Raw genomic sequence first — 16,522 nt, 5'->3', positions numbered from 1 at the left:
TCACTTCTATTCTCATGAGCGTTTGATAGTTCCAAAGAACTTGGCACCCGCCATCAAACGCCCACGCTTATCGGCTGTATGTTTTTAATGAACCAAAAGCCAAAATTTTTTCTGACTTTCTAGCTTTGCTGCGATCAGCGAAGCCTTGAATTCTAACACAGTTTTAAAAGACCTGTCAAACTTTGTGGCCTTTCGGCCTTTTCGCTTTATTCACCAATCTGCAACTTTCATCGCAGACCGCCTCAGCAGCGAAGCCTTGAATTCTATACCGGTTTTAAGCACCGAATCAACTCAAGGCAGAGGAATTTTTTAGCTTCCTCTTCTTGCTGCAGAAGAGCCCTTTTAAAAGCAGCTCCGTTGCAGCTAAGGATGAAGTATATCGCGGGTTTTCCCCTAAAAGAAGGTTGTGTGAAACTTTTTTGTCAGGACCGCGCTCCGGGCTCCGGCAAGGCCTCTAGATAAGGCGCGTCCATAATTCCGCCCATGGCATTGATTACTCTGATGAACGCCCAGCTGGCATTTGGACATGTAGCTCTGCTGGACCATGCGGGCTTTGCGCTGGAGCCGTCCGAGCGCGTGGGCTTGATCGGGCGCAACGGCGCTGGCAAGTCGTCCCTGCTGAAGATTCTGGGCGGTCTGGCCAAGCCCGACGACGGCACGCTGAGTATTCAGCAGGGCATCCGCATTACTTACGTAGCGCAGGAACCCGATCTAGCGCCCGAGGCGACGATCTTCCAGGCCGCAGCCCAGGGGCTGTCCCACGCCATTGCGTTGCGGGATCAGTACTTGTCCGGAGCCTCGGGGCTGGATCTGGATGCCTTGCAATCCCAGATCGAGGCCTACGACGCCTGGAACTGGGAGCAGCGCGTGGAGGAAACCCTGCAGCGCCTGCACCTGGATGCGCAAGCGGTGATCGGCACGCTTTCGGGTGGTACCAAGAAACGCGTGGCCCTTGCGCAGGCGCTGGTGGCACGGCCGGACGTTCTGCTGCTCGACGAGCCCACCAACCACCTGGATCTGGACTCCATTGAGTGGCTGGAAGAATTGCTGCTCGATTTCAAGGGCGGCATCGTCACCATCACCCACGACCGGGCCTTCCTGGATCGCATTGCCACCCGCATCGTGGAGCTGGACCGGGGACAGCTGCGCTCCTACACCGGCAACTTTGCCCAATACGTCCAGCAAAAGGAAGAGCAGCTCGCGCAGGAGGCCGTCATCAACGCCAAGGCCGACAAACTGCTCGCCCAAGAAGAAGTTTGGATCCGCAAGGGCGTGGAGGCGCGGCGCACGCGCAGCCAGAGCCGCATCAGCCGGCTGGAGGCTCTGCGCGCCAACCGGGCGGCACGGCGCGAGGCGCTGGGCAGCGTGAATATGGATATCGCCTCGGGCAGCCAGAGCGGCTACCAGGGCAAGATCGTGGCCGAGCTGACGCATGTGAGCAAGGCCTTTGGAGAGCGGGCCATCGTGCGCGATTTCAGCGCCACCATCTTGCGTGGCGACAAGGTGGGCCTGATCGGGCCCAATGGCGCGGGCAAGACCACGCTGCTGAAGATGATTCTGGGTGAGCTGGCGCCGGACAGCGGCAGCGTGCGCCTCGGGGCCAATCTGCAGGTCGCGTACTTCGACCAGATGCGCAACAGCATCGACCTGGATGCCACGCTGGAGGACTTCATCAGCCCGGGCAGCGAGTGGATCGAGATCGGCTCCCAGCGCAAGCATGTCAAGAGCTATCTGGGCGACTTCCTGTTCTCGCCGGCGCGCGCGCACTCCCCCGTGCGCTCGCTCTCGGGCGGCGAGCGCAACCGGCTGCTGCTGGCCCGGCTGTTCGCGCGCCCGGCCAATGTGCTGGTGCTCGACGAGCCCACCAACGACCTGGACATCGACACACTGGACCTGCTGGAGGAACTGCTGCAGGGCTACGACGGCACCGTGTTCCTCGTCAGCCACGACCGCACCTTCCTCGACAATGTGGTCACCAGCACCATCGCTAGCGAAGGCGACGGCGTATGGCGCGAATACGAGGGCGGCGTACAGGACTGGCTGACCCAATCGCGCCGCAGCCGCGAACTGGCCGGTGCGCCAGCCAGCAGCAAGAATACAAGCAAAAATGAGGTGAAACGCCCACCAGATAAGCGCGAGCAGCTACAAAAAAAGAAGCTTAGCTACAAGGAGCAGCGTGAACTGGAGCAGTTGCCGGCGCACATCGACGCTCTGGAGACCGAGCAGAAGGCCATCCGCGACGAACTGGCGGATGGCAGCCTGTATGCGCGCGACGGCGCCCGCGCCACAGCGCTGCATGCGCGCGACGGGGAAATCGAAGACCTGCTGATGCAGGCGCTGGAGCGCTGGTCCGAGCTGTCGGCCTGAAACGCGGGCCGGCCAGGCCCGCCGCCGTCAGATGCGGTGGTGCAGCCTGTCGGTGGAGCCGCGCAGGCGGGCGACCAAGGCCGGTGCGATCTGCGTGAGGGGCAGCACCTCGTCGGCCGCGCCGTGGGCAATGGCCTCGCGCGGCATGCCGAAGACGATGCAGCTGGCCTCGTCCTGCACGTAGTTGTAGCTGCCCGCATCCCGCATTTCGCGCATGGCGGCCGCGCCGTCTCCGCCCATGCCGGTGAGCATGATGCCGTAGGCATTGCGCCCCACCACGGAGGCGGCGGACTTGAACAGCACTTCCACCGAAGGCTTGTGCCGGTTCACCGGCGGCCCATCGTCCACCACCGCCACATAGTTCGCGCCGCTGCGGGCGATGTGAAACTGCTTGCCGCCCGGTGCGATGTAGGCATGGCCCGGCAGGATGCGCTCGCCATTCACCGCCTCCTTCACGGTGATCCGGCACAGGCCATCAAGCCGCGCGGCAAAGCTGGTCGTGAAGCCCGGCGGCATGTGCTGGGTGATGACGATGGCCGGCGAATCGGCCGGCATGTGGGTCAAGACCTCGCGGATGGCCTCGGTGCCGCCGGTGGAGGCGCCGATGCAGATCAGCTTCTCGGTGGACAGCCGCCCCAGCGGAGCCGACACGGCAACCGGCGGGGCTGCCACCACGGCCTCTCCCGTCTCGGGGTGCACGATGGCGGTGGCGCTGCGAACGGGCATGCGCCGCACATGGGCCACGGCCGCCACGCGGATCTTGTCCACGATCTGCGTGGCCAGCTCATTCAGCCCGCTGGCCAGCCCCACGCGCGGCTTGGCCACGAAATCCACGGCCCCCAGCTCCAGCGCCTTCATGGTCACCTCGGCCCCGCGCTCGGTCAGCGTGGAAATCATCACCACCGGCATGGGCCGCAGGCGCATGAGACGCCCCAGAAAGTCAATGCCGTCCATGCGCGGCATCTCCACGTCGAGCGTGATCACGTCGGGGTTCTTCTCGCGAATCATCTCGCGCGCAATCAAAGGATCGTTGGCCGTGCCTATGCACTCCATGTCGCCCTGGCGGTTGATGATTTCCGACAGCAGGCTGCGCACCAACGCCGAATCGTCCACCACGATCACCCGGATCTTCCCGCTCATGCCTTTTCTCCCGTTGTCCTGATTGTGCAGCCTGGCCCGGTCAGAAAAGGTCCACCGACCCGCCGCTCGTGGCCCGCGCCACCGTCGCCGCATTGCCCCGCACCACCTCCTCGGCCAGCGACTCGGGATGGGCATGTGCCAGCCGCTTGACCATCACCTTGCCCGTCACGGGAAAGAACACCACCTTGCGCGGATAGATGTCGAGCACATCCTCCGACACCACGGGGATGCGCTCGGTCGCCAGGTAGTCTTGCACGAAGCGGGTGTTGCGCTCGCCCACATTGAGGGTGGTGAAGTTGTGCATGACCTGGGCACCGCCGAAAATCTTGGCCTGCATGGTTTCGCGGCGCGCGCCCAGCTTCATCATCTCGTTGATCAGCAGCTCCATGGCGTAGGAGCCATAGCGGCCCGAGGCATCGGCGCTGTCGCCATCGGGCAGCATGAAGTGGTTCATGCCGCCCACGCGCGCACGGCTATCCCAGAGGCAGGCTGCGATGCAGGAGCCCAGCACGGTCATGATGGCCAGGCTTTCGTGGGAGACGAAAAACTCCCCGGGCAGCACCTTGACGGCGTTGTGCTGGAAATGGTGATCGAAGAAAAAGAACGAGGCCTCGCCCGGTCTGCGCGGACGCGCCTTGAGTTCCTGCAGCGTCACCTCGGGCACGGCCCCCGCGGCCTGCGTTCCGCCCCGCATGTCCGCGCCCAGGGGCGTGATGCGCGGCACGCGCCTGCGCTCCGCCGCCACCGGTGGCGCGGAAGGATGCAACGACTCGGCTGCTCTGGTGGTGCTCATGGATAACGCACGCCTCGCGGTTCTCGGCAACGGCGCCGGTCAAATACGCTCATAGACCGTCTTGCCACGCAGGGCGAAGAGGTCGCGCGAGTCGCTGAAATTCTCCGCATGACCCACGAACAGCATGCCCCCCGGCTTGAGCACGCGATGGATGCGCTCAAGCACCCGCCGCTGCGTGGCGGCGTCGAAGTAGATCATGACGTTGCGGCAAAAGACCACGTCGAAGGGCTCGCGGAACGGCCAATCGTCCCGGATCAGATTCACGTTCAGAAACTCGATGGGTCGGCGCAACTCGGGGCGCACGCGCGCCAGCCCCGCATTGCTGCCCTTGCCGCGCAGGAAGAAACGCTGCAGCCGCTCCTGGCTCAGCCCCTTGAGCCCGTCGAGCCGGTACACGCCGCGCGCCGCCGTGGCCAGCACGCGCGAGTCGATGTCGCTGGCCATCAGCTTGAACTGCGCGTTCTGGCCCAACGTCTCCAGCACCGTCATGGCAATGGAATAGGGCTCCTCACCCGTGGAGGCCGCATTGCACCAGATGTTCCAGCCCCCCGCCGAGCGCATGCGCAGCAGCGACGCCAGGATCTCGAAATGGTGCTGCTCGCGAAAGAACGCCGTGAGGTTGGTGGTGAGCGCGTTGATGAACTCCTGCCATTCGGGACCGTCATGGCCCTCCAGCCAGCCCAGGTAGTCGTGAAAGCTGTTGTGCCCCGTCTCGCGCAGCCGGCGCGAGAGGCGGCTGTAGACCATCGCATGCTTGCCGTCGTGCAGGCTGATCCCCGCACGCTGGTAAATGAGGGAGCGCACGCGCGAGAAATCGGCCTGGGTCCAGGCGAATTCGCGCCCATCGCCCCCTTGGCCCGCAGGCGCACGCGGCCGCGCCGCGGTGCTCTGAAAGTCGCCAGGCTCCAGGCTCATGACCGGCCCTTGCCGCACATGGGCGCAGATGCGGTGCCGCTGCGCATCAGTCCCCTGCCGTCACCAGCCCCATGTCCATGCCCGACATGAGTTTTTCGATGTCCAGGAGGATGAGCATGCGCTCGCCCACCGAGCCCAGGCCGCGAATGCACTGCGCCTCGATGGCGCTTTCGATGTCCGGCGCCGCGCGCACCTGCCCGGGCGCCAGTTCCATGACGTCGCTCACCGAATCCACGACGATGCCGACCACGCGCTCGCGCAGATTCAGGATGATGACCACCGTGAAGCTGTTGTACTCGGCCTGCGCACAATGGAACCGCAGGCGCATGTCCACGATGGGCACGATGGTGCCGCGCAGATTGGTCACGCCCTTGATGAAGGCCGGCGCATGGGCAATGCGCGTGGGGGCCTCGTAGCCCCGGATTTCCTGCACCTTGAGGATGTCGATGCCGTATTCCTCCTGGCCCAGGCGGAAGGTGAGGTACTCCCTCGCGCCAGCTGCCGCGGCCTCCACGCCTTTTTCCACCACATTCATGCCCTCACTCCTCATCGTTCAGCTTTCCGCGGGTCAATGGCGCGCACGGCGCACCAGGGCCGCCGTATCCAGAATCAGCGCCACGGTGCCGTCGCCCAGTATGGTGGCGCCCGACACGTTCGGCACCTTGCGGTAGTTGGTTTCCAGATTCTTCACCACCACCTGGTGCTGGCCCAGCAGTTCGTCGACCAAGACCGCCACGCGGCTGCCATCGGCCTCCACCACCACCATGATGCTGCTGGTGGCGCTGGCGTCGTGGCGGGGCACCTGGAATATCTTCTCCAGCGCCACCACCGGCATGTACTCGTCGCGCACCTTCACCAGTTGCGAGCCCTGGGCCACGGTATTCACGTCGTCCGCGTTGACCTGGAACGACTCCACCACCGACGACAGCGGCAGGATGTAGACCTCGTCGCCCACTCCCACCGACATGCCGTCCATGATGGCCAGCGTGAGCGGCAGACGCACCGACACGCGCATGCCATAGCCCTCGGCCGAATCGATCTCCACCGAGCCGCCCAGCGCAGTGATGTTGCGCTTGACCACATCCATGCCCACGCCGCGGCCCGACACGTCGGTCACCACCTCGGCGGTGGAGAAGCCGGGCGCGAGGATCAGGTTCCAGACCTCGCTGTCGGGCATGGCGTCGGAAACGTCCAGCCCGCGCTCGCGCGCCTTGCGCAGGATCTTCTCGCGCGACATGCCCTTGCCGTCGTCGCGCACCTCGATGACGATGGAGCCGCCCTGGTGCGAGGCTGACAGCGTGAGCGTGCCATGTTCCGGCTTGCCGGCCGCCAGGCGCTCCGCCGGCATCTCGATGCCGTGGTCGCAGCTGTTGCGCACCAGGTGGGTCAATGGGTCCGTGATCTTCTCGACCAGGCTCTTGTCCAGCTCCGTCGCCTCGCCATGGGTGACGAACTCCACCTTCTTGCCCAGCTTGCCCGCCAGGTCGCGCAGCATGCGCGGGAAGCGGTTGAAGACGATCGACATGGGAATCATGCGGATCGACATCACGGATTCCTGCAGGTCGCGCGTATTGCGGTCCAGGTCGGCCAGACCGGCCAGAAGCTGCTGATAGACGCCCGCATCCAGGCCACGGCTGTTTTGCGCCAGCATGGCCTGGGTGATGACCAGCTCGCCCACCAGGTTGATGAGCTGGTCCACCTTGTTCACCGCCACGCGGATGGTGGAAGACTCCATGGACGCCTGGCTGGCGGCCTTGGATTCGGCGGGCGCGCGGGCTGCCGCCGGCCGCGCCGCGGGTACGGCCACGGCCACGGTTTCGTCGACCGGCACGCCCGGCGCACCGGCGAAGAAGCCATACGGCTCGGCCATGGCCTCTGCCGACGGTACCAGGGCCTCGTGCGCCGGCTCGTCAGCCGGTGTCGCGCCGGCGGCCGGTACGGCATGGATGGCCACCTGTTCCTTGGCCACATGGAAGGCGAACAGATCTAGCAGGTCGTCGTCGGTCGACGAGGTCTGCACTGCGAACCGGCGCATGCCCGGACGCTCATCGGGCAGGTCGCTGACGCTGCCCAGGCCTGGAATGTCGCGGAACAGCTCCTTGATCGCATCGGCCAGGGCCGGCTGGTCCAGGGGGCCGATGTGGATCTCCAGTGCGCGCACGCCCCCCTCGGCGGCGGGTGCAGAGACGGGGACGGCCGCTGGCGCGGGGGCCGGTGCCGCCACGGGAGCAGGCGCAGGCGCTTGCACCGCCACGGCAGCGGGCTTCGGAGCCGCGGCTGCGCGCCCCCCGCCCGCGGCCAGTTCGCTGATGCGGCGCACCAGATCGTGCGTGGCCACGCCCTCGCCCTGCCCGCCCGCCTGGTGGCGCGCCAGCAGGTCGCGCGACGCGTCGGCCGACTCCAGCAGCACATCCACCATCGGGGGAATCAGCTGCAGTTCGTGGCGACGCAGCCGGTCCAGCAGGGACTCCATCTGGTGCGTCAGCTCGGCCACGTCGGAGAAGCCAAAGGTAGCCGAGCCACCCTTGATGGAATGCGCGCAGCGGAAGATGCCGTTGAGCTCCTCGTCGTTGGCGGCGTCCAGGTCCAGATCCAGCAGCATCTGCTCCATCTGGTCCAGGTTCTCGCCGGCCTCCTCGAAGAAGATCTGATAGAACTGACTGAGGTCAAAGTCCGCGCCTGCGCCTGCGCCCTCTTGGTAGGTGTCCGCCATGGTCCGGGGTTCCTGTGTGCTGCGGTGGTGGTCTGTCGGTGCCCGCTTCAGCGGATCACTTTCTGGATGACCTCGATGAGGCGCGTGGGGTCGAAGGGCTTGACCAGCCAGCCCGTGGCGCCCGCGCTGCGGCCCGCCTGCTTCATCTGGTCGCTCGACTCCGTCGTGAGTATGAGGATGGGGGTGTTCTTGAAACGCGGATGCTCGCGCAGCTTGCGCGTCAGGCCGATGCCGTCCAGGCGCGGCATGTTCTGGTCGGCCAGCACCAGGTGGATGTCATGGGTCTCGGCCTTTTCCAGCGCATCCTGGCCATCCACCGCTTCCACCACGTGGTATCCCGCCCCCGTGAGCGTGAAAGAGACCATCTTCCGCATGGACGGAGAATCATCGACCGCAAGAATGGACTGCATGTAAGGCTCCAACGACTTCTGAACTTGAATAGGTAGATTGGTTGATCGGCAACGGACGGGCCCTCAGAACAGCTCCACCGAGCCCGCATCCATCTCGCTCTGCGTCACGGGATTGGGGCGCTGGGGCACCAGGCTATCCAGCGGCGCCGCATCCTCCCCGTCCTCGCGCCCCATGGCCTCCGCGGCCAGGCGGAAGGCACAGGCCTGCAACACCTTGGTAGTGTGGCCGATGAGCTGCGTCGCCATGTCGTGAAACTGCAACTCGGTCACCGCGCTGCGCAGCGCGGTGCGCAAGGCACCCAGCTCGGCCGAGCCGCCGACCACCGTGTCGGTCAGCGATGCATTGGCCTCGCCAAAGCGCGCCAGCAGATTGTCCGTGGCGTGGTTGAGCAGGCCTTCCAGGCGGTGCAGGTCGTGCATGGCCATCAGCAGGGAGTCCTGCAACTCGGCCGCCACCATCACGGAGACCTGCACCGCAGGCCCGTCTGGCGTATTTAGCGTAGATTGCATCGTTTCTCCATCGGCTGGCTGACGCCGTACGCAACATCGTCCTTGCACGGCCAGGTGGCCTCCGGCGCAACGCGGTGGCATCGCCCCTTCCGCCTCGCGCACCCGCTTGGGAGCCACAGAGCCCAATTTGTTCCAATATGTATCCTATGATACCCACTCCCACCGACCTTGACGCGCCGAAAAGACCCGTGCGAGTGCTACATCTTGAGGACTCGACCGCCGACCAGGCACTGGTGCAGCTCACGCTGCGCCGCGCCGGCCTGGCCCACGAGATCCGCCATGCGGACACGCTGGAGGCCTTCGCGCAGTGGCTGCAGCAGGAGAGTTTCGACCTGATCCTGGCAGATTACCGCCTGCCGGGCTTCACGGCGCTCGATGCCTGGCGCATTGTGGAGCAACGCCCGGGCCATCCGCCCTTCGTGCTGCTGTCGGGCGCGATCGGCGAGGCGGCGGCGGTGGATGCCATGCGCCTGGGCATCGCCGACTACCTGCTCAAGGACGACATGGTGCGCCTGCCGCATGTGCTGCAGCGCGCCCTCGAGGTGGCCGAGGCGCGCCGCGCGCGCGAGCTGGCGGCGGCGGAGCTGGCCGAGTCGCAGCAGCGCCTGGCCGACCTGGCCGAACACCTGCAGACCTCCATCGAAGAGGAACGTGCCGCCATCGCGCGCGAGATCCATGACGACATCGGCGGCGCGCTGGCCGCCGTGAAATTCGACCTGGCCTGGATCGGCCGGCACAGCCCCGACGACGCCCTGCAGGGGCATGCCGCCACCGCCACCGAGATGCTGCAGCACGCCATCGACGCCAGCCAGCGCCTCATGATGAACCTGCGCCCGCCGGTGCTGGACCAGGGCCTGGTGGCCGCCGTGCGCTGGCTGGCCGAGTCCTTCGAGCGGCGCACGCGCGTGCCCGTGCGCGTGACCGCCAGCCGCGAGGCGATGGACGTGCCGCCCGCGCTGCAGCTCGTGGCCTACCGCACGGCGCAGGAAGCGCTCACCAACGTCCACCGGCACGCCCAGGCGCGCCAGGTGCATGTCGACCTGTCGGACCACGAGGAGGTGCTGACGCTGGAGGTCACCGACGACGGCCGGGGCCTGTCGCCCGAGATGCTGAAGAAGCCCCGCTCCTTCGGCCTGCGGGGCCTGCAGGAGCGCGCGCGCCGCGGCGGCGGGTGGATGGACATCAGCAGCCGCCCGGGCAGCGGCACCGCGGTCATCCTGTCCATGCCGCTGACGCCGGCGGCGGCCGGCGAGCCGTTACCATCGCCGGCCTGTGATGCAGGAGATGAGCAGTGATCCATGTGGTGCTTTGCGATGACCATGCCGTGCTGCGGCGCGGCATCCGCGACACGCTGACCGAGGCGCCCGACCTCCGCGTCACCGGCGAGGCCGGCAGCTACCCCGAGCTGCGCGAGGTGCTGCGCACGGCCGCCTGCGATGTGCTGCTGCTGGACCTGAACCTGCCCGGGCGCAGCGGCCTGGAGGTGATGGCCAGCCTGAAGGAGTCGCACCCCGCCATCAAGGTGCTGATCGTCTCCATGTACCCCGAGGACCAGTACGCCCTGCGCTGCCTGAAGGCCGGCGCGCACGGCTACGCCAACAAGGCGGGCGACCCGGTGCAGCTGATCACCGCCGTGCACACCGTGGTGCAGGGCCGCAAGTACCTCACGCCCGAGGTGGCGCAGCTGCTGGCCGACAGCCTGGCCCAGCCCACGCCCGAGCTGCCGCACGAGCAGCTGTCCGAGCGCGAGCTGCAGACGCTGGTGAAGATCGCCTCGGGCCGGCGCCTGTCGGACATCGCCGAGGAGCTGATGCTCAGCCCCAAGACCGTGAGCGTGTACCGCGCGCGGGTGCTGGACAAGCTCAAGCTGGCCAACAACGCGGAGCTGACGGTCTACGCCATCCGCAATCAACTGGTATGAAAATCATAGCTGCCAGCGCTTGATGAGAGGCATATTTCATTGGTTTTCAGCATGAAAACTAATGTCATCAAGCGCAAATAGCTATCTTTTTTGATGCGCTTCAGCGCGGCGCAAACAGATCCAGCGACTGCTGCAGCAGGGTCAGCATGGGCTGCTCCAGCATGGGCAGCGTGGCCGTGATGCCCAGCATGCCCACGGTGAGCGTGACCGGAAAGCCCACGGCGTAGATGTTCATCTGCGGCGCCACGCGCGAAATGACGCCCAGCGTGAGGTTGACGAACAGCAGCAGCGCGATCATGGGCAGCGCGATCCACAGCGCGCTTGCGAACAGCGATGCGCCCAGCTCGTGCAGCCGCATCTGCCCCACGGCGTGCAGGAAGTTGCCGTCCACGGGAAAGCTCTCGAAGCTCTGGGCCACGGCCATCAGCACCATCAGGTGGCCGTTGATCACCACGAACAGCAGCATGGCGATGTTGCGAAAGAAGCGCGCCACGGCGCTCACCTGGGCGTTGCTGGCCGGGTCGAAGAATGCGGCGAAGTTCAGCCCCATCTGCAGGCCGATGAGTTCCCCCGCCAGCTCCACGGCCGTGAACACCAGCCGCACCGCAAAGCCGATCGCCAGGCCCACGCCCACCTGCTGCACCACGGCGCCCGCCGCCTGCGGGCTGTTGAGGCTGATCACCGGCTGGTCGGGCAGCACCGCCTGGGCGCACACCGCCACCAGAAAAGCCAGGCCGATGCGCGTGCGCACCGGAATCACGCGCATGGAGAACACCGGCGCCGACGTGAACATGGCCAGCACGCGCAGGAACGGCCACAGCACCGGCGACAGCCAGGCCATGATCTGCGCCTCGGTGAAGGTGATCAAGGGCGCTACCCCACGACGGAGGGAATGGACTCGATGGTGCGGCGCAGGAAGTCCACCAGCGTGGTCAGCATCCACGGCCCGGCGATGGTGAACACCACGATGGCCGCCACCAGCTTGGGTACGAAGGCCAGCGTGGCCTCGTGGATCTGCGTCACGGCCTGGAAGATGCTGACCAGCAGGCCCACGGCCATCACCACGCCGAGCACCGGCATGGCGATCATCAGCAGCAGGGTGAGCGCGTCGCGGCCCATGGTGAGGACGAACTGGGCGGTCATGCGGGGCCTTTCAAGTGGCGAAGCTGGCGGCCAGGGAACCGATGAGCAGGTTCCAGCCATCGGCCAGCACGAACAGCATGAGCTTGAACGGCAGCGCCACCAGCACCGGCGACAGCATCATCATGCCCAGCGACATCAGCACGCTGGACACCACCATGTCGATGATGAGGAACGGGATGAAGATCATGAAGCCGATCTGGAACGCGGTCTTGAGCTCGCTGGTCACGAAGGCCGGCACCAGCACGCGCAGCGGCGCGGTCTCGGCCGTCACGCCCTCGTCCAGCCTGGCCAGGCGCGCGAACAGCGCGAAGTCGGAATGGCGCGTCTGCTTGAGCATGAAGCCGCGCATGGGCGCCTCGGCCTTCTGGATCGCCTGCTCGAAGGTGATGGCATTCGTCGTGTAGGGCACGTAGGCCTCCTGGTACACCTTGTCCAGCGTGGGCCCCATGACGAACAGCGTGAGAAACAGCGACAGGCCGATGATGACCTGGTTGGGCGGCGCCTGCTGCGTGCCGATGGCCTGGCGCAGCAGCGACAGCACGATCACGATGCGCGTGAAGCCCGTCATCATCAGCAGCACGGCCGGCAGGAACGACAGCGCGGTGAAGAACAGCAGCGTCTGGATTGGCACCGAGTAGCTGGTGCCGCCCGGGCCGGAGCCGATCACCAGCGGCAGCGCACCGGCCGCGCCGGACGGCTGCTGCGCAAAGGCCGCGCCGGCCAGCAGCAGGCAGGCCAGGCCGGCCAGGCCCGTGCGCAGGGGCGCGCGAACCGTCTTATGCATGTCCACCCCCGACCGGCTGGCTCTCCTGCCGGGCGGCCGTCATCTCGGCCGCGAAGGATGGCGCCTCTCCCGCAGCCGGGGGCAGCACATGCAGGCAGTTGATCTGCTGGGCCGTCACGCCCAGCACCAGCACCGTGCGCCGGTGCTGTGGGCCCACCTCCACCGTCACCACCCGCTGATGCGGCCCCACGGCCACGGCGGAGAGCACGCGCGACGCCGCGCCCGCCGGCGATTGCAACCCCGCCTGGCGCTGCTGCAGCCGGCGGATCAGCCACGGCAGGGCCGCCAGGGCGCCGACGAACAGCACCACCAGCAGCAAGGTCTGGGTCATGCCCGCGCTATCCCCGGCTGACACGGCGCAGGCGCTCCGAAGGGGTGACCACGTCGGTCAGGCGGATGCCGAACTTGTCGTTCACCACCACCACCTCGCCCTGGGCGATGAGATAGCCGTTGACCAGCACGTCCATGGGTTCGCCGGCCAGCGCGTCCAGCTCCACCACCGAGCCCTGGGCCAGCTGCAGGATGTACTTGATCGGCACCTTGGTGCGACCCAGCTCCACCGACAGCTGCACGGGAATGTCCAGCACCATGTTGATGTCGTGCACCGGCGGCTCGCCGCCGCCCGCATAGGCGCGCGCGGGCTCGCCCGTCAGCGGGCCGCCCTGCTCGGCGTCGATGGTCTTGTCATCGGCGCGCTTTTGCTCTTCCAGCGCCTCGGCCCAGCCGGCGAACGGATCGTCCGCCGCGCCGCCGCCGGACGGGTTGTCGTTGGAGTTGGATTCAGTTGACATTCTTTTCTCCCATCCAATGGGCATCGGTGCTGCGCAGGCTCTCCTCGATGCGGATCGCGTACTTGGAGTTGTGCGTGCCGTACTGGCACTCGAAAATGGGCACCCCCTCGATGGAGGCGCGGATGCGCGGCTCGCGGTCCAGCTCGATGAAGTCGCCCGGCTTCATGGCCAGCAGCTGCTCCACCGTGGCATCGGCGCGGGCCAGCTCGGCCACCAGCGTCACCTCGGCGGCCTGGATCTCGCGCGTGAGCACGCGCACCCAGCGGCGGTCCACCTCGATCGCGTCGCCCTGCACCGACGAGTACAGCACGTCGCGGATGGGCTCCAGCGTCGCATAGGGCATGCAGATATGGATGGCGCCGGCCAGGTCGCCGATCTCCAGCTGGAAGGCCGTGGACACGACGATCTCGCTGGGCGTGGCGATGTTGGCGAACTGCGGCTGCATCTCCGAGCGCTGGTAGGCCAGCTCCAGCGGATAGATGCCCTGCCAGGCCTTCTTGTATTCCTCGCAGATCACGTCCACCAGGCGGTTGATCACGCGCTGCTCGGTGGCCGAGAAGTCGCGGCCCTCGATGCGGGTCTGGAACTTGCCCACGCCGCCGTACAGCGTGTCGATGATGCCGAACACCAGCGAGGGCTCGCACACGACCAGCCCGCTGCCGCGCAGCGGCCGGATGGCGACGATGTTGAAATTGGTCGGCACCACCAGCTCGCGCAGGAAGGCGCTGTAGCGCTGCACCGACACCGTGCCCACGGAGATCTCGGGGCTGCGGCGGATGAAGTTGAACAGGCCGATGCGGAAGTTGCGCGCGAACCGCTCGTTGACGATCTCCATCGTCGGCATGCGGCCGCGCACGATGCGCTCCTGGCTGGAGATGTCGTAGTCGCGGACGGCGCCGGCCTCGATCTCCTCCTTGACGGTCTTCTGGCTCTCGCCCGTCACGCCCTCGAGCAGGGCATCGACCTCTTCCTGGGACAGAAAGGAATCACTCATGGCCGCCGTCTCCCATCACTGGATGATGAAACTCGAAAACAGCACCTGCCGCACCGGGTTGTTGTCCACCCGGGGACGGGGTTCGTAGTCCTCGTCGCCTTCCTCCTCGGGGTCGCGGCTGGCCTGGCGCTTGCGGGGCTTGGGCACGCTGTAGCCCAGCGGGCGCGACACCTCGCGCCGGATGTCCACGGCCAGCTTCTCCTTGCCCTCGCGCGTCAGCAGCTCGTCGGTCGTGCGCTGGGAGACCAGCAGCAGCACGCTGCTGCGGATGCTGGGCATGTAGGCCTTCACCAGGTCGGCGGTCTTGCCGTCGGCCAGCTCCAGCGTGATGCCCACCTGCGCGAAGCGGTCGCCACCGGGGTCGGCCAGATTGACCACCATGTTGTCCATGGGCAGGAAGGTGGGAGGCGTCTTGGGCACCGCCGCCTGGCCCGTGCGTGCGGGTTCGCCCTCGTCATCGCCGGCGTGGCGGTTGGCCAGCAGCATCCACGCCGCGGCACCGCCCACCACCAGCAGCAGCGCGAGCACCGCCAGGATGACGATCAGTTTCTTGCTCTTGGCCGGGGCGGCGTTGGTGTCTGACACGTTGGGGCTTTCTTGCGCAGCGGGCGCGAAAGAGGATGGGGCTGTGCAAGCGGCCAACCCAGGGGCCACCGCTTGCGGTATGGCCGATTATTGAACGCCCCGCCCCCGGTCGATCAACCGAATAAGCCCCCAAAAGCCGGTTTTTCGGTTGCTTGGCGGCTCAGACGAAGATATCCACGGAGCGCTCGGTCACGCCACGCCGTGGAGCAGGAGCGCCCTCGGCTGCGGCATGCACGGCAGCCTGGCGGGCGCCCTGGCGCCCTTCCTGCCCGCCCTGGCGGGGGCCCGCCCCATCGCCGCCGGCCGTGCCCACCGTCACGCCGGCCAGTTGTAGCCCCTCGCGCTGCAGCATCTCGCGCAGCTGGGCCGTGCTGCTGTCGAACAGGTCGCGCGCCTCGGCTTGGTCGCTGCGGAAGGTGATGTGGGCCTCATCGCCCGTGAGTGCCACCTTCACCTCCACGGGCCTGCCGTCGCGGTCCAGCGTCAGCTCGGCGTTCTGGGTCTTCTGGTGCACCCAGTAGGCCACCCGCTCCGCCATCTGCTCTTCCAGCCCGGCCCCATCGGCTTGCGCCGCCTCGGCCAGCGCGGCCGCTGCATCCGCCGCCTCGGGCAGCTGCGGCTCCAGGGCCGCCGAGCCGCCCGCACCCGCGGCCGTGGCATCACCGCCCCGCAACGCGGCCCCGGCGTCACCGCCCGCCACGCCCGTGGCAGCCCCCGCCATAGCGGCCGCCGACATGCCCTGCGCCGCCGGATCGCCCTCGGTCCGCGCCATGTGCGGCGCCATCGTCGGCAAGGCGTCGCGCCGCTCCGCGGCCGCCAGAACCTGGGTCGCCGCCTGCACGGCCGCCGTGGGCGCACCCGCGGCTGCCGGGGCCGCACGCTCCGGCGCGGCCTCCATGGCGGCTGCGGACAGGCCCATGCGGATGCCGGCGCGTGCGCTGCCCGGCTCTCCCGACTGCGGCGTGCGCGCCATCGCCCCCTTGCCCAAGGCCAAGGCCTGCGGCGCGCCGTTGAGCGCGGCGGCCTCCGTCGCGCCGTCCAGCCACGCCGTCTGGCCCACCAGGGTATCCTGCCCCGGCCGGACCAGGCCCAGGCCCAGGTGCCCGATCAGAGCCCCCGCCTCACCGCCCGCCACGCCCCCCGCGGCCTGGGACAGCGCCTCCAGCCGCTCGGCCAGCGCCACGCCAGGCGGCAGGCCCGTCAGCCAGGCGGCCCAGGCCGAGGCATCCGACGCCTCGGCAGTCCCCTGGGCGGGTGCAGCGTCCGCAGCCGCAAGCGCATCCGGCAGGCCCACGCCCACCACCTCGTCCTGGGCCGCCAGCAGCAGCGCAAAGCCCCCTGGGGCAGCGGCCTGCGGGCCGTCATGCATGCTGCCCTTGCCCGTGGCGCCCCGCGCGGCACGGGCCTCATGCGCGCCCTGCGACGCGGGGGAAGAAATACGTGTCTGTTCCATGCT

The 16,522-nt window shown here is 67.3% G+C and carries 18 protein-coding genes; 3 read left to right on the top strand and 15 right to left on the bottom strand.

Features of this window, described 5'->3' with window-relative positions; genetic code table 11:
• The first annotated feature begins 483 nt into the window (after positions 1-483).
• Entirely contained in the window at positions 484-2,367 is a 1,884-nt protein-coding gene (locus BP68_RS15805) for an ATP-binding cassette domain-containing protein (protein WP_496373475.1), read from the top strand.
• A gap of 27 nt (positions 2,368-2,394) precedes the next feature.
• On the opposite strand, the gene BP68_RS15800 is transcribed toward BP68_RS15805, so the two are convergent.
• The 7 genes from BP68_RS15800 to BP68_RS15770 all read right to left on the bottom strand — a co-directional run bounded on the left by BP68_RS15800 (position 2,395) and on the right by BP68_RS15770 (position 8,848).
• Positions 2,395-3,507 carry a protein-glutamate methylesterase/protein-glutamine glutaminase gene (locus tag BP68_RS15800; protein ID WP_496373473.1) on the bottom strand — a complete coding sequence of 371 codons (1,113 nt, stop codon included), beginning with the start codon at positions 3,505-3,507 and terminating at the stop codon, positions 2,395-2,397.
• A 40-nt stretch (positions 3,508-3,547) separates the two neighbouring features.
• Positions 3,548-4,300 carry a chemoreceptor glutamine deamidase CheD gene (gene cheD, locus BP68_RS15795; RefSeq protein WP_496373471.1) on the bottom strand — a complete coding sequence of 251 codons (753 nt, stop codon included), beginning with the start codon at positions 4,298-4,300 and terminating at the stop codon, positions 3,548-3,550.
• A gap of 39 nt (positions 4,301-4,339) precedes the next feature.
• Positions 4,340-5,215, bottom strand: coding sequence for a CheR family methyltransferase (locus tag BP68_RS15790; protein WP_496373469.1), 876 nt, complete (start codon positions 5,213-5,215; stop codon positions 4,340-4,342).
• Positions 5,216-5,261: 46 nt separating this feature from the next.
• Entirely contained in the window at positions 5,262-5,750 is a 489-nt protein-coding gene (locus tag BP68_RS15785; protein WP_496373467.1) for a chemotaxis protein CheW, read from the bottom strand.
• A 33-nt stretch (positions 5,751-5,783) separates the two neighbouring features.
• Positions 5,784-7,928 (bottom strand): chemotaxis protein CheW, encoded by a 2,145-nt coding sequence (locus tag BP68_RS15780; protein ID WP_496373465.1) that lies wholly within the window; start codon positions 7,926-7,928, stop codon positions 5,784-5,786.
• Between the two features lie 47 nt (positions 7,929-7,975).
• A complete protein-coding gene (locus tag BP68_RS15775; RefSeq protein ID WP_496373463.1) occupies positions 7,976-8,338 on the bottom strand; it encodes a response regulator in 363 nt (120 codons plus the stop codon).
• A 63-nt stretch (positions 8,339-8,401) separates the two neighbouring features.
• Positions 8,402-8,848 (bottom strand): hypothetical protein, encoded by a 447-nt coding sequence (locus BP68_RS15770; protein ID WP_496373461.1) that lies wholly within the window; start codon positions 8,846-8,848, stop codon positions 8,402-8,404.
• A gap of 146 nt (positions 8,849-8,994) precedes the next feature.
• Between BP68_RS15770 and BP68_RS15765 the strand changes: the two genes are divergently transcribed.
• Together BP68_RS15765 and BP68_RS15760 are read left to right on the top strand one after the other, a co-directional pair.
• On the top strand, positions 8,995-10,143 hold the full coding sequence (locus tag BP68_RS15765; protein ID WP_496373459.1) for a hybrid sensor histidine kinase/response regulator: 1,149 nt from the start codon (positions 8,995-8,997) through the stop codon (positions 10,141-10,143).
• Positions 10,140-10,769, top strand: coding sequence for a response regulator (locus BP68_RS15760; RefSeq protein ID WP_496373457.1), 630 nt, complete (start codon positions 10,140-10,142; stop codon positions 10,767-10,769). The genes BP68_RS15765 and BP68_RS15760 overlap by 4 nt, the downstream gene beginning before the upstream one ends.
• A 100-nt stretch (positions 10,770-10,869) precedes the next feature.
• On the opposite strand, the gene fliR is transcribed toward BP68_RS15760, so the two are convergent.
• The 8 genes from fliR to BP68_RS15720 all read right to left on the bottom strand — a co-directional run bounded on the left by fliR (position 10,870) and on the right by BP68_RS15720 (position 16,519).
• A complete protein-coding gene (gene fliR, locus BP68_RS15755) occupies positions 10,870-11,637 on the bottom strand; it encodes a flagellar biosynthetic protein FliR (protein ID WP_496373455.1) in 768 nt (255 codons plus the stop codon).
• Positions 11,638-11,642: 5 nt separating this feature from the next.
• Positions 11,643-11,912, bottom strand: coding sequence for a flagellar biosynthesis protein FliQ (gene fliQ / locus BP68_RS15750; RefSeq protein WP_496373453.1), 270 nt, complete (start codon positions 11,910-11,912; stop codon positions 11,643-11,645).
• 10 nt (positions 11,913-11,922) lie between these two features.
• Positions 11,923-12,696, bottom strand: coding sequence for a flagellar type III secretion system pore protein FliP (gene fliP / locus BP68_RS15745; RefSeq protein WP_496373451.1), 774 nt, complete (start codon positions 12,694-12,696; stop codon positions 11,923-11,925).
• The gene (locus BP68_RS15740) at positions 12,689-13,027 is read right to left on the bottom strand and encodes a FliO/MopB family protein (protein ID WP_496373449.1); all 339 of its coding nucleotides are present in this window, start codon (positions 13,025-13,027) and stop codon (positions 12,689-12,691) included. The genes fliP and BP68_RS15740 overlap by 8 nt, the downstream gene beginning before the upstream one ends.
• Before the next feature lie 7 nt (positions 13,028-13,034).
• Complete coding sequence (fliN, locus tag BP68_RS15735; protein WP_496373447.1) at positions 13,035-13,487, bottom strand: flagellar motor switch protein FliN; 453 nt, start codon at positions 13,485-13,487, stop codon at positions 13,035-13,037.
• A complete protein-coding gene (gene fliM / locus BP68_RS15730; RefSeq protein ID WP_496373445.1) occupies positions 13,477-14,481 on the bottom strand; it encodes a flagellar motor switch protein FliM in 1,005 nt (334 codons plus the stop codon). The genes fliN and fliM overlap by 11 nt, the downstream gene beginning before the upstream one ends.
• Positions 14,482-14,496: 15 nt before the next feature.
• Positions 14,497-15,066, bottom strand: a complete 570-nt coding sequence (locus BP68_RS15725; RefSeq protein WP_496373443.1) for a flagellar basal body-associated FliL family protein — start codon at positions 15,064-15,066, stop codon at positions 14,497-14,499.
• 160 nt (positions 15,067-15,226) lie between these two features.
• A complete protein-coding gene (locus BP68_RS15720; protein ID WP_496373441.1) occupies positions 15,227-16,519 on the bottom strand; it encodes a flagellar hook-length control protein FliK in 1,293 nt (430 codons plus the stop codon).
• Positions 16,520-16,522 lie beyond the last annotated feature (3 nt).

The sequence above is a fragment of the Diaphorobacter oryzae DSM 22780 genome (assembly GCF_059568935.1).
Note: the sequence above shows the minus strand (reverse complement) of the source record. Positions and strands in the feature narration are given on the sequence as shown.

Excerpts from the sequence above, each read along its gene's own strand:
- fliM (WP_496373445.1), bottom strand. The coding sequence starts at position 14,481 with ATGAGTGATTCCTTTCTGTCCCAGGAAGAGGTCGATGCCCTGCTCGAG.
- BP68_RS15740 (WP_496373449.1), bottom strand. The coding sequence starts at position 13,027 with ATGACCCAGACCTTGCTGCTGGTGGTGCTGTTCGTCGGCGCCCTGGCG.
- fliN (WP_496373447.1), bottom strand. The coding sequence starts at position 13,487 with ATGTCAACTGAATCCAACTCCAACGACAACCCGTCCGGCGGCGGCGCG.
- BP68_RS15720 (WP_496373441.1), bottom strand. The coding sequence starts at position 16,519 with ATGGAACAGACACGTATTTCTTCCCCCGCGTCGCAGGGCGCGCATGAG.
- fliQ (WP_496373453.1), bottom strand. The coding sequence starts at position 11,912 with ATGACCGCCCAGTTCGTCCTCACCATGGGCCGCGACGCGCTCACCCTG.
- BP68_RS15775 (WP_496373463.1), bottom strand. The coding sequence starts at position 8,338 with ATGCAGTCCATTCTTGCGGTCGATGATTCTCCGTCCATGCGGAAGATG.
- BP68_RS15800 (WP_496373473.1), bottom strand. The coding sequence starts at position 3,507 with ATGAGCGGGAAGATCCGGGTGATCGTGGTGGACGATTCGGCGTTGGTG.
- BP68_RS15805 (WP_496373475.1), top strand. The coding sequence starts at position 484 with ATGGCATTGATTACTCTGATGAACGCCCAGCTGGCATTTGGACATGTA.
- BP68_RS15790 (WP_496373469.1), bottom strand. The coding sequence starts at position 5,215 with ATGAGCCTGGAGCCTGGCGACTTTCAGAGCACCGCGGCGCGGCCGCGT.
- cheD (WP_496373471.1), bottom strand. The coding sequence starts at position 4,300 with ATGAGCACCACCAGAGCAGCCGAGTCGTTGCATCCTTCCGCGCCACCG.
- BP68_RS15785 (WP_496373467.1), bottom strand. The coding sequence starts at position 5,750 with ATGAATGTGGTGGAAAAAGGCGTGGAGGCCGCGGCAGCTGGCGCGAGG.
- BP68_RS15770 (WP_496373461.1), bottom strand. The coding sequence starts at position 8,848 with ATGCAATCTACGCTAAATACGCCAGACGGGCCTGCGGTGCAGGTCTCC.
- BP68_RS15765 (WP_496373459.1), top strand. The coding sequence starts at position 8,995 with ATGATACCCACTCCCACCGACCTTGACGCGCCGAAAAGACCCGTGCGA.
- fliP (WP_496373451.1), bottom strand. The coding sequence starts at position 12,696 with ATGCATAAGACGGTTCGCGCGCCCCTGCGCACGGGCCTGGCCGGCCTG.
- BP68_RS15780 (WP_496373465.1), bottom strand. The coding sequence starts at position 7,928 with ATGGCGGACACCTACCAAGAGGGCGCAGGCGCAGGCGCGGACTTTGAC.